Source organism: Flavobacterium pectinovorum (assembly GCF_900142715.1).
Taxonomy (GTDB): Bacteria; Bacteroidota; Bacteroidia; order Flavobacteriales; family Flavobacteriaceae; genus Flavobacterium; species Flavobacterium pectinovorum.
The window spans coordinates 317,468-335,355 of sequence record NZ_FRBX01000007.1 but is presented as its reverse complement, the minus strand read 5'-3'; the positions used below and the strand labels follow the sequence as shown (position 1 = coordinate 335,355).

Below are 17,888 nucleotides of genomic sequence, written 5' to 3'. Positions count from 1 at the left end.
TAAAAATCTCTAAATCTGCGAATCTCCGTGAAAAAATTTAAACATATAGAATATAGATTTTTAAATTTTAAAACGCCACAGAAAACCATTACACTAAACATTTTTAATTTTTAATTCTAAATTTTTAATTAAAATCTACCTAAGAAAGGCTGTGTTAAGTCACAGCCTTTTTTTTACCCAAAATCCAATAAAAACCATTATTATGAAACTGAATATCAGAATATTAGCCTTTTTACTAATCATTTCGTTGCCTATTTTCGCTCAAGGCAAAAAAGCCACACTTATCGTTCATCATGCTGTTATTCACACTTTGGATGATAAAAACACAATTGTTGAAGCTATGGCTGTAGCCGATGGCAAAATTTTGAAAACAGGAAAAAACAGTGAAATTTTAAAATTAAAAGACAAAAAAACCACTGTAATCGATGCAAAAGGAAAAGTAATTATTCCCGGAATATTTGATTCTCATATGCATATTATCCGTGGAGGAAGATTCTTTAATACCGAATTGCGATGGGATGGCGTTCGATCTTTAAAAAGAGCTTTGGCAATGTTGAAAGAACAGGCACAAAGAACTCCAAAAGGACAATGGGTTCGTGTTGTTGGCGGGTGGAATGCTTATCAATTTGAAGAAAAAAGACTACCAACTCTTGAAGAAATAAACGAGGCAACAGGTGATGTTCCAACTTTTGTTCTTCATTTGTATGGACACGCTTATCTTAATAAAGCCGGATTAACAGCTTTAAAAATAGATGCAAATACACCAAACCCAAATGGCGGACTTGTAGAAAAAGATGCCAGCGGAAACCCAACCGGATTATTGGTTGCCGAACCAAATGCGTTCATTTTATACTCGACACTTTCAAAACTTCCTGAGTTATCTCCGGAAGAAAAAATAAACTCAACAAAACAATTCATGACCGAAATGAATCGTCTTGGAGTAACGGCAATTATTGATGCAGGCGGCGGGTTTCAAAACTTTCCTGACGATTATGGCGTAACAAACGGATTATGCAAAGACAGTGATCTTACCATTAGAATGCCTTATTATTTATTTGCCCAAAAAGCAGGAAGCGAACTTAACGATTATACAAAATGGGTAAGCACAGTTGAAATTGGCGAAGGCTGCGACGATCACGATACAGATAAAGTAGAATATCACGCTCAGGGAGCCGGAGAAAACCTGGTAATGAGTGCCGGAGATTTTGAAAACTTTGACAAACCAAGACCGGAATTAAGCCCTGCGATGGAAGGTCAATTGAAAGAAGTTTTGTCATTATTAATTAAAAACAGATGGCCATTTAGAATTCATGCTACTTATAATGAAAGTATTACACGTTTCTTAAACGTTATTGAAGAAATTGATAAAGAAACGCCGCTAAACGGACTTTTATGGTTTTTCGATCACGGAGAAACGGTTTCTGTAGAAAATTTAAAACGTATTAAAGCTTTAAACGGAGGTTTGGCAATTCAGCACAGAATGGCTTATCAGGGAGAAAGTTTTATTAAAAGATATGGAAAAACGGCTGCTGCAAACACCGTTCCGCTAAAAAAGATTCTTGAAATGGGAATCAAAGTTGGAATGGGAACCGACGGAACTCGTGTTGCCAGCTACAATCCGTGGGTAGGTTTGTATTGGTTAACAACCGGAAAAACTCTAGGCGGTTTAAAATATATGAATGACGAAAATATTCAGGACAGAACTGCTGCTCTTAAATTATTTACTTACGGAAGTGCTCAATTAATTAATTTAGAAAAAGACCGCGGAATGCTTACCGCAAATAAACTGGCTGATTTCGCAATTCTTTCTGACGATTATTTCAACACGCCGGAAGAAAAAATCTTAAACATCGAATCAGAACTTACTGTTGTAAACGGAAAAGTGGTGTATGCCGATAATGATTTTAGAACATTTGCACAACCAACTCCAAAAGCAATTCCGGAGTGGAGTCCGGTAAACTATTTTGGAGGATATCAAAAAAACTAAATTACTATGAAAACGTTATTCCGATTATTGTTGCTTTTGGGAATTATTTTTTCTGCAAATGCACAGCAAAGACCAGTTTTTCAAAAGCTGCGATATGACGATGATTTGACTTATTTAAAAGATTCTACCAGAGATTGGTACGAAAAAATCAAATATATTCCACTGAGCCAAAACAGTAATTATTATGCTACTATTGGCGGCGAAGCAAGATTGCAATATACTTATACCATAAATGATAAATGGGGCGATGACTCTGATGAAGGCGACGGTTATGTACTTTCCCGTTATCTGCTTCATGCTGATATTCATTTGGGAATTTTCAGAACATTTGTTGAATTGCAAAGCAGTTTAGCCAACAGTAAAACAGATCCAAGTCCGGTTGATGAAAATGAACTGGACTTTCACCAGGCATTTCTGGACATTGATTTTATTAAAAATGAAAACGAACGTTTTACATTGCGTTCCGGAAGACAGGAAATGTCGTATGGTTCGCAGCGTTTAATAGCAGTTCGCGAAGGTCCAAACAGTCGTCTTGCTTTTGATGCTGTCAAATTATTTTACAAAAAAAACAACTGGCAAACAGATGCATTTTATACACATCCAATTGCCAATAAAACAGGAACTTTCAACGATGAATTTAATGAAAATGCCCAATTCTGGGGAAGTTATACTGTAGTTCATAAAGTGCCTTTTATCCAGAATATCGATTTATATTATTTAGGATTATGGAAAAAAAGAGCCGTTTTTGACGATGCCATTGGCGAAGAAAATCGTCAGTCTGTCGGAACAAGAATCTGGAAAAACAAAGGAAACTGGAAATATGATTTTGAAGGATTATACCAATTCGGAAACCTAAATCAAAAAACAATCTCAGCCTGGACACTTTCCTCTTTTGCCTGTTATACTTTTTCAGAAGTAAAATTTAATCCCGAAATCGGACTTAAAACAGAAATTATTTCAGGAGATAAAAATTCAGATGATAATCATTTACAAACCTTTAATCCCTTATACCCAAGAGGCGCCTATTTTGGATTAGTTGCCCTTATTGGTCCGTCAAATTTAATTGATATTCATCCTTCGATTAATTTTACTTTAACTGAAAAATTAGGTCTCGGATTTGATTGTGATATTTTCTGGAGACAAACTATAAGTGATGGCCTATATGCGCCAAATATGCAATTGTTGTATTCCGGAAAAGAAACTACAGAACGTTTTATAGGCTCACAATTCATCTCTAATTTAGATTATACTGCCAATGATTTTCTGTCTTTTACATTAGAAAGCGGTTGGTTTAATGCAGGTTCATTCTTAAAAGAAGTTGGTACAGGAAAAGATTATTTTTATGCAGCTTTGACGGCTCAATTTAAATTCTGATTTGAAAGAATCATTCAATTTAAATTCTAAATTTGTGTAAACCAAATCACAAAATGGAAAAGAAATATTCGGTTGCCATTTATCCTTCGCAAGAAGTAATTGATGCTGTCAAAACGATGAAGGATTATTTAAAAAGCAAAATAGATTGGTATAACAGCTGCAATTCAGTCGCACATATTACAATTTGCGAATTTACTATTGATGAAACTCAAATCGAAAAATACAAACAAAAGCTTTTTAAGATTTGCGATACGTTTACATCTTTTCAGGTAAATTTAGATCATTTTGGATTTTATGTAAATGGCGCTTTTTTCATCGCACCAAATGAACATTCAGCCAATCATCTAAAGCCGATCATGAAAAAAACTCAGGAAGCTTTAAAACCTTTAAAACTCAAAAAAAGCGACGATCCACATATGTCTATTGGTCGAAAATTAATTCCCGAAAATCTTAAAATTGCTTCACAGCTTTTTACCACAATTAATATTGATTTTTTGTGCTGTGAAATTGTTTTACGAGAATTTGATCCTATAAAAAAACAGTTTTTTGTTATTGATACCTTTTCTTTTAATGGCAATTCACAACCAGAATTAATTCAGGGAAGTTTGTTTTGAGTTTGCCACGAAGAGACCAAGACACAAAAATTAAAAAACACAATATATAAACATAGCCAACGGTTTCAACCGTTGGAGCACAATACATTCACAATACATTCACAATACATTTTTAGAATACGTTTCAATAATACGTTTCAATAATACGTTTCAATAATACGTTTCCCACGGTTGAAACCGTGGGCTATATCAAAATAGCTATAAAACCTTAAATCTTCTTTTTATTTTTCTTTCTTTATAATTACAAAAATCAAAATCCCAACAAAATAAACTTTGTGCCTTAGTGCCTTCGTGGCAAAAAACCATCCTGCAAATATTTTTCGTATATTTGAATTTTACAATTCACCCTTATGAAAACTCTGGATTCATTTTATCAGGATATTACCGAAGGTTCAACCGTTGAACCAAATTCTTTATTACCCAACGACATAAAAAAAGAAATCGGTCATTTTAATATTTTCGACATCAAAGAACTTTTGGAAAGAATGCAGGGAAAATCGTTTATGCCTTATGACAGAAGGGCTTATTATAAAATAAGTTTGATTCGAGGCAAAAACAGATCTGAATATGCTGATAAAATAATCGAAATCGAAAAACAGGGATTATTATTTGCTACACCAAAAATTCCGTATAATTATGTTCCGCAGGATACCAATCAGGCTGGGCAATTTTGTGTTTTTACCAGTGAATTTCTTTCGAAAAATAAAAGCGGAATTGATCTCGATGAACTTCCAATTTTTGCTTCAGACGGATATCCTGTTTTTCAGCTTACAGATGAAGAAGTTTTAGAAGTCGAATTGATTTTCAATAAAATACAAAAAGAAATCAATTCTGATTATGTTTATAAATACGATCTAATTCGAAATTATGTTGCTGAATTAATTCACTTCGGACAAAAATTACAACCCATAACAGCACTTTATTCTAAACATAATTCAGCAGCGAGAGTTTCCTCATTATTTGCAGAATTACTTGAAAGACAATTCCCTATAGAATCTCCGCATCAGCGATTAGAACTACGAACGGCCAAAGATTTTGCAGAAAGATTATCCGTTCATGTCAACCATTTAAATAAGGTTTTAAAAGAAAATACAGGAAAAACAACCACAGAATTAATCAGTAACCGATTAACAAACGAAGCCAAAATTCTTTTAAAACAAACGGATTGGAATATTTCTGAAATTGCGTATTCACTTGGTTTTGAAGAACTGGCACATTTTTCTAACTTCTTTAAAAAGCAAACAACCATTACGCCTCTGGCTTTTCGCACCTAATTTTAGATTGTAGAGTTTAGATTTTAGATTTATGTCAAATCGTTATCACAACGCATGTCCTCCTGAGCGAAGTCTAAGGACACACACTGTATAGATTCAGCATGAGATCCTTCGACTTCGCTCAGGAAGACACAAATTGAGAAAAAAATCCGCGATAATCCGTGTCTTCGCAAAGCGAACCCGCGTTATCCGCGTTCAATTACACGCTTGTAAACTTTAGTTGATATATGAGTAAGATTGCTTCGTATCTCGCAATGACTAAACCTGATTTTTAAAATTGGAATTTGGAATTTAAAAAATTGGAATTTAATTTTCCTCTGATTTGAATTTCGCAAACATCGGTTTGATATTTACAACTCCCCATTTCTACTTCACTCCTACCTTTGTCTTAATTAATTTAAAGATCAGAAAAAATGGAATTATCAAACAACAAAATTTTAATAACCGGTGGCGCAAGCGGCATCGGACTTGGATTGACACAAAGATTTATTGAAGAAAAGAACACCGTAATTATTTGTGGAAGAAGAGAATCAGTTTTAAATGAAGTAAAAGCAAAATTTCCAACCGTAATTACAAAGGTTTGTGATTTATCGAGCGAAAAAGAACGAATTGCTCTTTATGAATGGATTTCTGAAAACCACAGCGATTTGAATGTTTTGGTAAATAATGCAGGAATTCAAAATTGGATTTCTGTTGATGACGCAAATTTCTTCGAAAGTGCAAAAAATGAACTTGCTACTAATATAGAAGCTCCGTTACATTTAACTTCGCTTTTCATCAATTTAAAATCACTTTCAACAGTTATGAACGTAACTTCGGGATTGGCATTTTCACCATTTGCAAAAGTTCCGGTTTATTCGGCAACCAAAGCATTTTTCCGTTCGTTTACCCTATCGCTTCGTCATTTATTGAAAGCAAAAAACATTGAAGTAATCGAAATTATTCCGCCTGCATTAAATACAGATCTTGGCGGAGTTGGTTTACACAACGCGCATCCAAGTGTAGCTGATTTCATTGTTTCTATTTTTGAGCAGTTAAAACAAGGCAAAAACGAATTGACTTTCGGAACCAGCGAAACAAGATTAAACGCAAGTGTCCCGGAATTAAAAGCACATTTTGAAGCATTGCATTCAAATTAATAAAAACGCAAATACTCAAACACATAGAAACATAGAAAGATAGATTAGCTAAAATTATGTGTTAGAAACTAGTTTCTTTTTACAATGTTTTTAACTCAAAATAAAATCTATGTTTCTATGTGTTCAATTTTTTTTCACGCAGATTTAGCAGATCAGCAGATTTTTAATTCTTAATTTTTAATTCATTATCAAAATGGCAGTAAATACAAAAATCGCTTTAGTAACAGGCGGAAGCAGAGGTTTAGGAAAAAACATGGCAATTGCAATTGCTAAAAAAGGAATCGATGTAATCATTACATACAACAGCAAAAAAGAAGAAGCTGACGCAGTTGTAAAAGAAATCGAAAGTTTAGGACAAAATGCAGCGGCACTTCAATTAAATGTTGCCGATTCAGGAACTTTTGATTCTTTTTTCGAAAATATTTCAGTAACTTTAAAAAACATTTTTAAAACTGATAAATTTGATTTTCTTGTAAACAACGCCGGAATAGGAATTCATAATTCTTTCGTTGGAACAACTGAAGCAGAATTTGATCAATTAACTAATATTCAGTTTAAAGGACCATTTTTCCTGACTCAAAAAGCTCTTAACGTAATGAATGATGGAGGTGGAATTGTAAATATTTCAACCGGTTTGGCAAGATTTTCATTTCCTGGTTACGCGGCTTATGCTTCTATGAAAGGTGCAATCGAAACTTTAACAAAATATCAGGCAAAAGAATTAGGTACAAGAAAAATTAGAGCCAATGTTGTTGCTCCGGGCGCTATTGAAACTGATTTTGGAGGTGGAGTTGTTCGTGATAACGAACAAATGAACCAACAAATTGCTTCAGTTACTGCGTTAGGAAGAGTTGGTTTACCAGAAGATATTGGCGGAGTCGTTGCTTTTTTATGTAGCGAAGAAGCACGCTGGATAAATGCACAACGCATTGAAGTTTCTGGCGGAATGATGTTATAATTTAACTAAGTCCACGATCGGTTAAGCCCGGCAAGTTTTAAAACTTGTCGGGTTTGCTATTAAAAATCAAATTGATTTCTACAGAAAGTGTATCTCTATTCTTTTAACATATTCTCCATTTTTATCGAAGATAATATTGTACAGTTTTTTATCTTTTTTTGCTACTGCAACGTACGTTTCATTATTTTTATCATCAATCATATAAAAAATCTTACCAACAGACTTGACTTTTCCCTTATCCGGATAATTTTTCTTCAAATAATTTTGAGATTTTAAAGGCAATTTGACAATTGCAGTTTGTGTTTTTAAGGATTTGAAAACTCCATTGCTATCATAAAGCACAATTGCCTTACTTTTTTTGTCATCAGTAAACTCTCCCTCAAAATAAACATCCTCATCTTTACCATACTCAATAGACCAAACAACAGTTTTTTTCGGATATTGACTTTCAAAAGATTTCGTTACATTTTCCGGCGGTACTATAATAGCATCTTGTGCTATTAAAAAATTACAATATAAAAAAGTCACGAATAATAGAATGTTTCTCATTTAATACATATTATAAGTTAAAGACTACAAATTAAATAATTAAAACTAATACTATCCTAATGAAAAGGAAATAAGTTTTTACATTTTATCTGTTGACTGATTTTCAGATATTGACTTCCATATATTTTTATAAAACAAAACCCAACGGATTTTAAAAATCTGTCGGGTTTGTCTTTTCAATATAATTGAATTAGTAAGCAACCTTTAATTTATGTTAGATTTACATCTGAACTTCTCCTTCTTTATTAAAAACAATATCATAAAATTTGATATTATTTTGTCCCTCGACTTTGTATGTTGTTTTATTTTGAGCATCAATCACAAGTAAAATTTGCCTTGCAGGCTTAGCCGGATATTCTTTTTTAAGATAAAGCTGTGCTTTAAAAGGTAATTGATCTATCTGAATTTGTGTTTTATAAGCTTTAAAAACTCCTTTGCCATCGTAAACGGCGTATGCTTTAGTTGTCGCTGTTTCGTTAAATTTTGCTTTAAATTTTATATCATCTTTCTGATCACCATATTCTACCGTCCAAAGTGCTATTTTTTTAGGATATTGTTTTTCAAATGCCATTTTTACATTAGCAGGTGGTAAAACACCATTTTTTTGCCCCATTACTAAACTACTAATTAAAAAAGCTGCGGCCAAGTAAAAATTTTTCATGTTTATAAATTGATTTTATTCTGGCAATAAAAATACATCTTTTTATAACATGAAAGATAAATCTTACAAAAATTAACTTTTTTAACTTTTTATAAATTTTTAATCTTTTTGAATACTAACATCAAAACCACCATTTTTATCGAAGATAACATCATAAAATTTTGAGTTATTTTCAACACCAACCTCATATGTTGTTTTGTTTTTATCGTCAACAACAACTGCAATTTCATGAATAGCTTTTGCAGGATAATTTTTCTTTAGGTAAGCCTGTGCTTTCTGTGGCAGCTGACTGTACGGAATCTGCAATTCATAAGCTTTTAAATATCCTAAATTATCATAAACTGCGAGTGCCTTCGTGTTTTTATCGGCATTAAATTTAGCTTCGTATCTAATTTCATCATTATCATCGCCAACATATTCTAATGACCAAACTGGCACTTTGTTGGGGTATTGTTTTTCAAAATTAAACCTTACTTTTTCAGGTGGAGTAATTTCTCCCGTGGGCATAATTCCATTTTGTGCCATCAAAAAACTGCTGCAAAAACATGCGAAAGCAAAAATTATGTTTTTCATGATTTCAATACTTTAATTAAACAACCTTTAAATTACGTACTAAAACTACTACTTTTAAATGAATTTAAAATGAAATCTATAAATTTTTTATTTCTTTAGTCGATCAGATAATTCTCTTTTATATGTAATACCAATTGGCAATTTTTCTTTTCTGATAACAACAAAATCCTTCTCAGTTTCATCAATTTTATCGAGCGCAACAATATATGATTTATGAATACGCATGAAATTTTTCTCCGGAAGGCATTTTTCAAATTCACTTGTTGTGATAGACGCCAAATACGTTCGTTTAGTGGTATGCAGTTTCACATAATTTCCAAAACTCTGTGCAAACAAAAGCTGATCTAACTCAATATCAACAAAATAACCATCTACTTTTACACTTACAGAATTGACAATTACTTCATCTTCTTTTGCTTTTACATTCTCTGTTCCAAAGAAACGATCCACGGCTTTTAAAAATCTTGGAAAATAAATCGGTTTCAATAAATAATCGATCACGCCATAATCATAACTTTCCAAAGCAAATTCAGAATACGCTGTTGTTAAAATAGTTTTAGGATGTGTTGGAATAATCTTTAGCAATTCCATTCCTGAAATTTCCGGCATATTTATGTCCAAAAACATCAAATCAACTTTATTTTCACGAAGATAATCCATTGCTTCAATGCCGTTATACCCTTGAAAAACCAATTCTAATTGCGGATTTTGCTTGATATAATTCGCCAGAACGTAATGCGCAGCCGGCTCATCATCAACAATTATACATTTTTTTGGCTCTTTCATTCTACAAACTTTTTCAGTTGCAATTTCAAATCTACGATATATGTATTTTTATTGTCCTGAATATTCAATTTATAGTCTTTTCCATAAATCAAATTCAAACGTTCGATGGTGTTTTTTAATCCAATTTTAGTCGAAACTACATCGGTTTTTTTATCCGGAATTGAATTTACAACGTGCAAATGCAGCAAACCATTTTCTACCGTAACAATGATTCGAACAAAACATTTTTCGATAGCGCAGGTTCCGTGTTTAAAGGCATTTTCGATAAAGGCGATTAATAACATTGGTGAAACTTTATAGGCGTTTTCATTGTCAATTTTACAATCGTATGTAATATCACAACGATATCCAACTCTTTCTTTTTCAAGCTGTACATAACTGTTTATAAATTCCAGTTCATCTTCAAGAGATACACATTTTTTACTGTTACTTTCAAGCTGATAGCGCATCAATTGCGAGACTTTCATGATCAAATCGGGCGTTCTTTCGGGAAATTCCAAACTAATGCCATAAAGCGTATTAAAGGTATTGAATAAAAAATGAGGATTCAATTGTCCTTTCAAAGAATTCAACTGCATTTCATTAAACAGCAAAGCTTCATCGGTTTGTTTTCTATGAATTCTGTAGAATTTAAACACAATAATCGGACTCAAAATACAAACCAAAGTTCCCAATACACTTGCCAATTGATAAACATAACTTCGCTGGTGCGAGTTTTGGTACAAGCGACAATTACGAAACATTTCGAGCATCATAATTTCGTATAAAACGATGGAAAAAACGAAAACTCCAAATAACGTTAATAATATATAAGTTACCGGACGGCGGGTTTTGAATAAGATTGGAAGAAGGAAAAATCGGTTAAACTGGGCATGCATATACAAAATGAAGTAAAAAAAAATGCCCATAGATATGGAAGTAAAAGAACTAAATAACATCCAGTCATTTTTTAACGTATAGATTGTAAATGAAAAGGCAACAACGGCAATTTCCTGCCACCATTTGTTGTCCAATATGTTATCAAATTTTTTATTCATTTTTAATACTTAAATAGTTTACAAAGTACGGACAAATATTTAATTTCTTTTTCCAAAAAATGACGAATTGAATTTGTCATTTTTTAGTGCAGTACATCATTTAAGATGACATTTATCAGCGTAAGACAAATAATTTTGTTCTATAATTTGATACCACGAACTTTTATGTATTTCAAAAAAATTACCTTATTATTTTTCTTGATTTTTGCATCAATCGGTTACTCACAAAACTTGTCTTTAAAAGATGCCATTAAAACGGGTCTTGAAAATTACGGTTCGATAAAAGCAAAAACCAACTACACAAGCGCTTCGCGAGAGACTCTCAAGCAATCTAAACGCGATTATTTACCTAATCTAAACTTGTCTGCCCAGCAAGATTATGGAACTGTAAATGGACAAAACGGACCTTTGTATGGTTTTGGAGGTCTTGGCGTTGCTTCGTCAGGATTACCACTTCCGGAACAAAACTGGAACTCTGCTTTTGGAGCTTTGTATTTAGTGAACATGAACTGGGATTTTTTCACTTTTGGAAAAGCAAAAGAAAAAATCAATTTGGCTAAAGTTGATCTTAAAGCCAAAGAAAATGACTTAAAACAGGAAATGTTTCAACAGGAAATCAAAATTTCTGCTGCCTATTTAAATTTATTGGCAAGCCAAAGATTACTGATTTCGCAGCAAAAGAATTTAGATCGCGCCGAAGTTTTCAAAAGAACAGCCGTTGTACGTGTTAAAAACGGATTATTGGCCGGAGTCGATTCTACATTGGCTACAGCCGAAGTTTCAAAAGCTAAAATCGCTTTAAATCTGGCAAAAAACTTTGTAAAAGAACAAAACAACAAATTGGTTGATTTAATGGGCGTTGCGCCACAGGATTTTGTTACCGATACTTTATTTGTAAGCAATATTCCGAAAGCACTTTTAGTAGAAGAAAAAACTACTGATAGCCTTCATCCTTTATTGCAATTATATAAAACGAGAATTGATTACAGCAATCAGCAGGTTAAATTATACAAGCGATTTTATTACCCAACGATGACAGCTTTTGGTGTTTTACAAACCAGAGCTTCAGGGTTTGATTCTGCATACGCAACAGATCAAACAGCTTACACAAGAAATTATTGGGATGGTGTAAATCCGGATCGTTCGAATTATTTAGTCGGAATAGGAATTAGCTGGAACCTGACAACACCATTTAGAATGAGCAAACAAGTAAGCGCTCAGAAATTTGTTTCGCAAGGTTTGCAGGAAGAATACAATCAGGCTGACAGGGAATTAAAATCGCAATTGAATTTTGCTGATGATAAAATAAAAATTACACTGGAAAATTATGCCGAAGCACCAATTCAGGTAAATGCAGCCCAGAAAGCGTACTTGCAAAAATCCACTTTATACAAAAACGGTTTGACAGATTTGACTGATTTAACGCAAATTATGTACACTTTAAACCGTGCCGAAATCGATCGTGATATCGTCAATAATAATGTATGGCAATCGTATTTGCTAAAAGTAGCCGCTACGGGCAATTTCGACTTATTTATAAATGAATTTTAATTAGAGCCTAATGAATTTAATACGTTTCGCACTCCGCAAACCCATCTCCATATTAGTATTGGTTGCGGGTCTATTTTTCTTCGGAATTGGTGCCATACAGGACATTAAGGTAGATATTCTGCCAAAAATGAACTTGCCGGTTATCTATATCGCGCATCCGTTTGGAGGTTATACGCCAGACCAGATGGAAGCTTATTTTGCTAAAACTTACGTCAACATTTTACCCTTTGCAAATGGTGTAAAATCGGTTGAAACCAAAAATATTCAGGGGTTAATGATCATGAAATTAACCTATTACGAAAATACAAATATGGCGCAGGCTGCAGCCGAATTAAGTTCACTTTCGAACAGAATTCAGGCGGCATTTCCACCCGGAACCCAGCCTCCGTTTATCATTCGTTTTGATGCTTCTTCTTTGCCAATTGGTCAATTGGTTTTGAGCAGTAAAATCAGATCAAATAATGAATTGCAGGATTTGGCCAACGTTTATGTTCGTGCTTCTTTTACTTCAATTCCGGGTTTACTTTCTCCGGCACCTTTCGGCGGAAGCCCGAGAACTATTGAGGTTAACGTAGATCCTGATTTATTGCGTTCGCATAATATGACGCCGGATCAAATTGTAGAAGCGATTCGTATCAACAACCAAACGGCTCCTTCAGGAAATGTTAGAATGGGCGATATCAACTACATTACGCCAACAAATAATACGATTAAAGAAGTTAAAGATTTTGAAAATATTCCGTTGTTTAAAGGAAGCGTTCAAAACTTAAAATTAGGTGATGTTGCGACTGTAAAAGATGGTGCCGATATTACGGCCGGTTATGCTTTGGTAAACGGAAAACGTTCGGTTTACATTAGTATTGCAAAAGCCGGAGATGCATCGACCTGGGATGTCGTTCAGAAATTGAAAGCAGAATTGCCTAAAATTCAAAGTACACTTCCTGAAGATGTACAATTATCATACGAGTTTGACCAGTCGGTTTATGTAATTAATTCCGTAAAAAGTTTAATTACTGAGGGAATTATCGGTGCAGTTTTAACCGGATTAATGGTTTTATTATTCTTAGGAGACAGACGTGCAGCTTTAATTGTAATTTTGACGATTCCAATTTCGATTATTTCAGGAGTTTTATTCCTTAAATTATTCGGACAAACGATCAACTTAATGTCTTTAAGCGGACTGGCTTTGGCAATTGGAATTTTGGTGGATGAAAGTACCGTAACAATCGAAAATATTCACCAGCATCTCGATATGGGTAAACCCAAGGCACTCGCCATTTGGGATGCCTGTCAGGAAATTGCATTACCAAAATTATTGATCCTTCTTTGTATTTTGGCGGTATTTGCACCTGCATTTACCATGGTTGGTATTCCGGGAGCGTTGTTCTTGCCTTTGGCTTTAGCAATTGGATTCTCAATGGTTATTTCGTTTTTACTTTCTCAGACTTTTGTGCCCGTAATGGCAAACTGGTTAATGAAAGGTCATGCAAAACACGAACATGGACCTGAAATTACAGATGATGAAGCAGAATTTAATGATTGCGGTCTAACGCCGGAATCTGAAAAAGATCTGATTACACAGAAAAAAGCCTACGTTGAAAGAGACGATACTGATAAAAACGGAAAAATTGGCGCTTTTGAGCGATTCAGAATTCGTTTTATGAGAACTTTAGATCGATTGTTCCCTCATAAAAAAGCAACAAGTATAATTTATCTGGTTTGCGCCACACTTCTTGCGGTAACTTTTATCACTTTTATTGGAAAAGATGTTTTCCCGAAAGTAAACTCAAGTCAGTTTCAATTAAGAATGCGTGCTCCCGACGGAACCCGTTTGGAACGTACAGAAGAAAAAGCAATTATTGTTTTGAAAGAATTACAAAAAATGGTGGGTAAAGAACATATCGGAATTTCGTCTGTATATGTTGGTCAGCACCCGTCGCTGTTCTCGATTAACCCGATTTATTTGTTCATGGCAGGTTCGCATGAAGCTGTTTTCCAGGTGAGTTTAAAAGAATATCACGTGGATATGGATGACTTTAAAGACGATTTTAGAGCGCGAATTAAAAAGGTTTTACCTGACGTTAAACTTTCTTTTGAGCCAATCGAATTGACAGATAAAGTTTTGAGCCAGGGATCTCCTACTCCAATTGAAGTTCGTATTGCCGGAAAAGATAAAAAACGAAATGAATTATACGCCAATCAAATTGTGGAGAAACTGAAAAAAATATCTTATTTCAGAGACGTACAAATTGGTCAGCCAATTCATTATCCAGCCATGAATATCGATATTGACAGAACTCGTGCAGCCGAACTAGGTGTTGACATGAACGACATATCACGATCATTGGTTGCATCGACCTCATCATCGAGATATACAGAGAAAAATACCTGGGTCGACGAAAGAGCCGGATTATCATACAATGTTCAGGTACAAGTGCCTTTGAACAAAATGAAAAGTAAAACAGATATTGGAGAAATTCCGGTATTAAAAAATTCGCTTCGTCCGGTTTTAAGTGACGTTGCCAAAATTACACCGGCTTATGTAAGCGGTGAAAATGACAATTTAGGGGCTATGCCATACATTACCGTTACAGCCAACATTAGCCAGACCGATTTAGGTACGGCAGTAAAAGATGTGGATGCAACAATTAGTTCATTAGGAGAATTGCCGCGTGGTTTGTTCATAACTCCAATTGGATTAAGTAAAGTATTGAGCGAAACATTAAGCAGTTTACAAGTTGGATTATTGGTTGCCATTTTTGTAATCTTCTTAATGTTAGCCGCTAATTTTCAATCGTTCAAGGTTTCATTGGTTATTTTAACCACAGTTCCGGCGGTAGTTTTAGGAGCGTTATTAATGCTGACTATTACGGGTTCAACGTTAAACTTACAATCGTATATGGGAATCATTATGTCGGTTGGAGTTTCGATTGCCAATGCCGTTTTACTGGTCACAAATGCTGAACAGTTGCGCAAGAAAAATGGAAACGCCTTAGAATCTGCGCGAGAAGCTGCTGCGTTGCGTCTTCGTCCGATTATCATGACTTCTGTTGCGATGATTGCGGGAATGCTGCCTATGGCAATTGGTCATGGCGAAGGAGGAGATCAGGTTTCACCATTAGGTAGAGCCGTAATTGGCGGGTTATTATTTTCGACATTTGCCGTATTATTAATCCTGCCACTTATCTTTGCGTGGGCACAAGAAAAAACAACAACACAATCTGTTTCTTTAGATCCTGAAGACGAAGAAAGCATCCATTATATCTCATCATTAAAATCGAAAAATGAAAAATAAAATACAATTTAGCGCGCTGTTTTTTGCAGCACTATTTTTCCTTAACAGTTGTAATTCTAAAAAAGAAGAAACTGTTACGGCAGAAATCGAACCTAAAACAGAAACGTTTCTTTTAGAGAAAGAAAAACTAACTACCGAATTGCGTTTACCAGCAGAATTAACCGGTTTTCAACAAGTAGATTTATATGCTAAAGTAAGCAGTTTTGTAAAATTACTTAAAGTAGATATTGGTACCAAAGTAAAAAAAGGACAGCTTTTAATTGTTTTGGAAGCCCCTGAAATCAGTTCGCAATTGGCTGCAGCCGAATCAAGACTGAAATCGATGGAAGCCATTTACACCACAAGCAAAAGTACCTACAACCGTTTGTATGAAACCAGCAAAGTGGAAGGAACGATTTCTAAAAATGATTTAGAAATGGCAAGTGGAAAGAAAAACTCTGATTACGCACAATATCAGGCGGCAATTGCGGCTCATAAAGAAGTTTCGATTATGAGAGGTTATCTTGAAATTCGTGCTCCGTTTGATGGTGTTGTAGCAGCAAGAAACGTGAATTTAGGAACGTTTGTTGGTCCAGCCGGAAAAGGTTCTGATTTGCCTTTATTGACGATTCAGCAGCAGGATAAATTGCGTTTGGCGGTTTCAGTTCCGGAACTTTACACAGGATATTTACACGCTGGTGACGAAATGACTTTTAATGTAAAATCATTGCCTGAAAATTTTAAAGCTAAAATTACCAGAATGTCCGGAGCTTTAGATTTAAAACTACGTTCTGAGCGTGTTGAAATGGATGTTGTAAATACCAAAAAAGATCTTTTACCAGGAATGGTAGCCGAAGTTCTATTACCGCTTAACGCAAAAGACAGCACGTTTGTAATTCCAAAATCGGCTTTGGTGAGTTCATCAGAAGGTTTGTATGTTATCAAAGTCCTAAACAAAAAAGCAACAAGAGTTGAAGTGAAAAAAGGAAGAGAAATCGACGATAAAATTGAAATTTTCGGTGATCTAAACCGTAAAGATAAACTGGTAAAAATTGCCAGCGAAGAAACTAAAGAAGGCGATATCATAAACGAATAACCTGCGTTTAGCTTTCTCTAGTAGTTTACCAAAAACTGTACGCAATTATTAAATGCGGCATTTTAAATCAGAAATGGTTTAATATGCAAATCTATTTGCCTTGAGGGCAGCACTCTGATAAAAGTGCTGCCCTTTTTTTTGTTTTATTTTTATGTTTCAATTTCACAGAGATTCGCAAAGATAACGCGAAGATTCGCTGAGTTTTTTTCTCATTTCTTGTTATTCCCGATTGTCACCCTGAGCGAAGTCGAAGGCTTATGAAACCTAAATTTCAATCTCGTAAACAATACAAGCTGCAAAATTTTTATCCTCATTTTTTGTCATTCCGAGGCACGAGAAATCTTCGCAAGCAGCTCAACAAAGATTGATGATTTTGCATGTAGAGTTTGTTGCGGAGATTTCTCGTGCCTCGAAATGACAGACTTTGTGGTTATATTCTATTTACAAATAAAATTCTACTGAAAATCAGTAAAAGTTTTTCCTATATTAGCTAAATAAACGTAAACCAAAATCAGGTAAACCAAAGCTATTTTATAAATGATATAAAATAATTTATAAGTCATCTAAACAATCCTTGCTAAAAAACAACATGCTACTCATTAAGAAATATGTTAGATAACAAAAAAAACATTCAAGAATTTTATATCGATTTGAAAAACAAATTTCCGAAGATAGCAGAATTGAAAACTTGGAATAAATATAACTGGAGCGTTGAAGGTTATGAAAATTCGATGATAATGTCTGATTTAGCAAAAGAGATAATATTTTGGACATCAGAACATAAATTAGAAGATTCGCGAAATTTTTTTCATTATCTCGAATTATGTTTAAATGTCTATGATGAGAGAGTTACATCGTTTATCTATACAGACTTTTTGGTTACAATTATGGAAGCAGAAAACAAAGAAACAAGAGAATTAATTAAAAAAATGATGTTGTCTAAAACAAAAGAATTTTACCAACTATTGTTTCAATTTTACAGCGAATCTGAATAATCCGAAATGCTTTATAACTA

Annotated in this window: 15 protein-coding genes; 10 read left to right on the top strand and 5 right to left on the bottom strand. The window is 34.1% G+C overall.

Features of this window, described 5'->3' with window-relative positions:
- The first annotated feature begins 202 nt into the window (after positions 1-202).
- The 6 genes from BUE22_RS21605 to BUE22_RS21580 all read left to right on the top strand — a co-directional run bounded on the left by BUE22_RS21605 (position 203) and on the right by BUE22_RS21580 (position 7,346).
- Positions 203-1,987, top strand: a complete 1,785-nt coding sequence (locus tag BUE22_RS21605) for an amidohydrolase (protein ID WP_073398046.1) — start codon at positions 203-205, stop codon at positions 1,985-1,987.
- Positions 1,988-1,993: 6 nt separating this feature from the next.
- Positions 1,994-3,361, top strand: coding sequence for an alginate export family protein (locus BUE22_RS21600; protein ID WP_073398045.1), 1,368 nt, complete (start codon positions 1,994-1,996; stop codon positions 3,359-3,361).
- 53 nt (positions 3,362-3,414) lie between these two features.
- Positions 3,415-3,975, top strand: a complete 561-nt coding sequence (locus BUE22_RS21595; RefSeq protein WP_073398044.1) for a 2'-5' RNA ligase family protein — start codon at positions 3,415-3,417, stop codon at positions 3,973-3,975.
- Positions 3,976-4,325: 350 nt separating this feature from the next.
- Positions 4,326-5,249: a helix-turn-helix domain-containing protein gene (locus tag BUE22_RS21590; protein WP_073398043.1), complete on the top strand. Its 924-nt coding sequence runs from the start codon at positions 4,326-4,328 to the stop codon at positions 5,247-5,249.
- Between the two features lie 413 nt (positions 5,250-5,662).
- Entirely contained in the window at positions 5,663-6,388 is a 726-nt protein-coding gene (locus BUE22_RS21585; protein WP_073398042.1) for an SDR family oxidoreductase, read from the top strand.
- Between the two features lie 193 nt (positions 6,389-6,581).
- Entirely contained in the window at positions 6,582-7,346 is a 765-nt protein-coding gene (locus BUE22_RS21580) for an SDR family NAD(P)-dependent oxidoreductase (RefSeq protein WP_042565596.1), read from the top strand.
- Between the two features lie 78 nt (positions 7,347-7,424).
- On the opposite strand, the gene BUE22_RS21575 is transcribed toward BUE22_RS21580, so the two are convergent.
- The 5 genes from BUE22_RS21575 to BUE22_RS21555 all read right to left on the bottom strand — a co-directional run bounded on the left by BUE22_RS21575 (position 7,425) and on the right by BUE22_RS21555 (position 10,952).
- On the bottom strand, positions 7,425-7,895 hold the full coding sequence (locus BUE22_RS21575) for a hypothetical protein (protein ID WP_042565597.1): 471 nt from the start codon (positions 7,893-7,895) through the stop codon (positions 7,425-7,427).
- A 220-nt stretch (positions 7,896-8,115) separates the two neighbouring features.
- A complete protein-coding gene (locus BUE22_RS21570) occupies positions 8,116-8,556 on the bottom strand; it encodes a hypothetical protein (RefSeq protein WP_073398041.1) in 441 nt (146 codons plus the stop codon).
- 99 nt (positions 8,557-8,655) lie between these two features.
- Positions 8,656-9,129, bottom strand: coding sequence for a PepSY-like domain-containing protein (locus BUE22_RS21565; RefSeq protein ID WP_073398040.1), 474 nt, complete (start codon positions 9,127-9,129; stop codon positions 8,656-8,658).
- 87 nt (positions 9,130-9,216) lie between these two features.
- Entirely contained in the window at positions 9,217-9,915 is a 699-nt protein-coding gene (locus BUE22_RS21560) for a LytR/AlgR family response regulator transcription factor (protein ID WP_073398039.1), read from the bottom strand.
- Entirely contained in the window at positions 9,912-10,952 is a 1,041-nt protein-coding gene (locus BUE22_RS21555; RefSeq protein WP_073398038.1) for a sensor histidine kinase, read from the bottom strand. The genes BUE22_RS21560 and BUE22_RS21555 overlap by 4 nt, the downstream gene beginning before the upstream one ends.
- A gap of 165 nt (positions 10,953-11,117) precedes the next feature.
- Between BUE22_RS21555 and BUE22_RS21550 the strand changes: the two genes are divergently transcribed.
- From BUE22_RS21550 to BUE22_RS21535, 4 genes are all read left to right on the top strand, one after another.
- A complete protein-coding gene (locus BUE22_RS21550; RefSeq protein WP_073398037.1) occupies positions 11,118-12,503 on the top strand; it encodes a TolC family protein in 1,386 nt (461 codons plus the stop codon).
- A 10-nt stretch (positions 12,504-12,513) separates the two neighbouring features.
- A complete protein-coding gene (locus tag BUE22_RS21545) occupies positions 12,514-15,798 on the top strand; it encodes an efflux RND transporter permease subunit (RefSeq protein WP_073398036.1) in 3,285 nt (1,094 codons plus the stop codon).
- Positions 15,788-16,873, top strand: coding sequence for an efflux RND transporter periplasmic adaptor subunit (locus tag BUE22_RS21540; RefSeq protein WP_073398035.1), 1,086 nt, complete (start codon positions 15,788-15,790; stop codon positions 16,871-16,873). The genes BUE22_RS21545 and BUE22_RS21540 overlap by 11 nt, the downstream gene beginning before the upstream one ends.
- Positions 16,874-17,481: 608 nt before the next feature.
- On the top strand, positions 17,482-17,868 hold the full coding sequence (locus BUE22_RS21535) for a hypothetical protein (protein WP_073398034.1): 387 nt from the start codon (positions 17,482-17,484) through the stop codon (positions 17,866-17,868).
- The last annotated feature ends 20 nt before the right edge of the window (positions 17,869-17,888 follow it).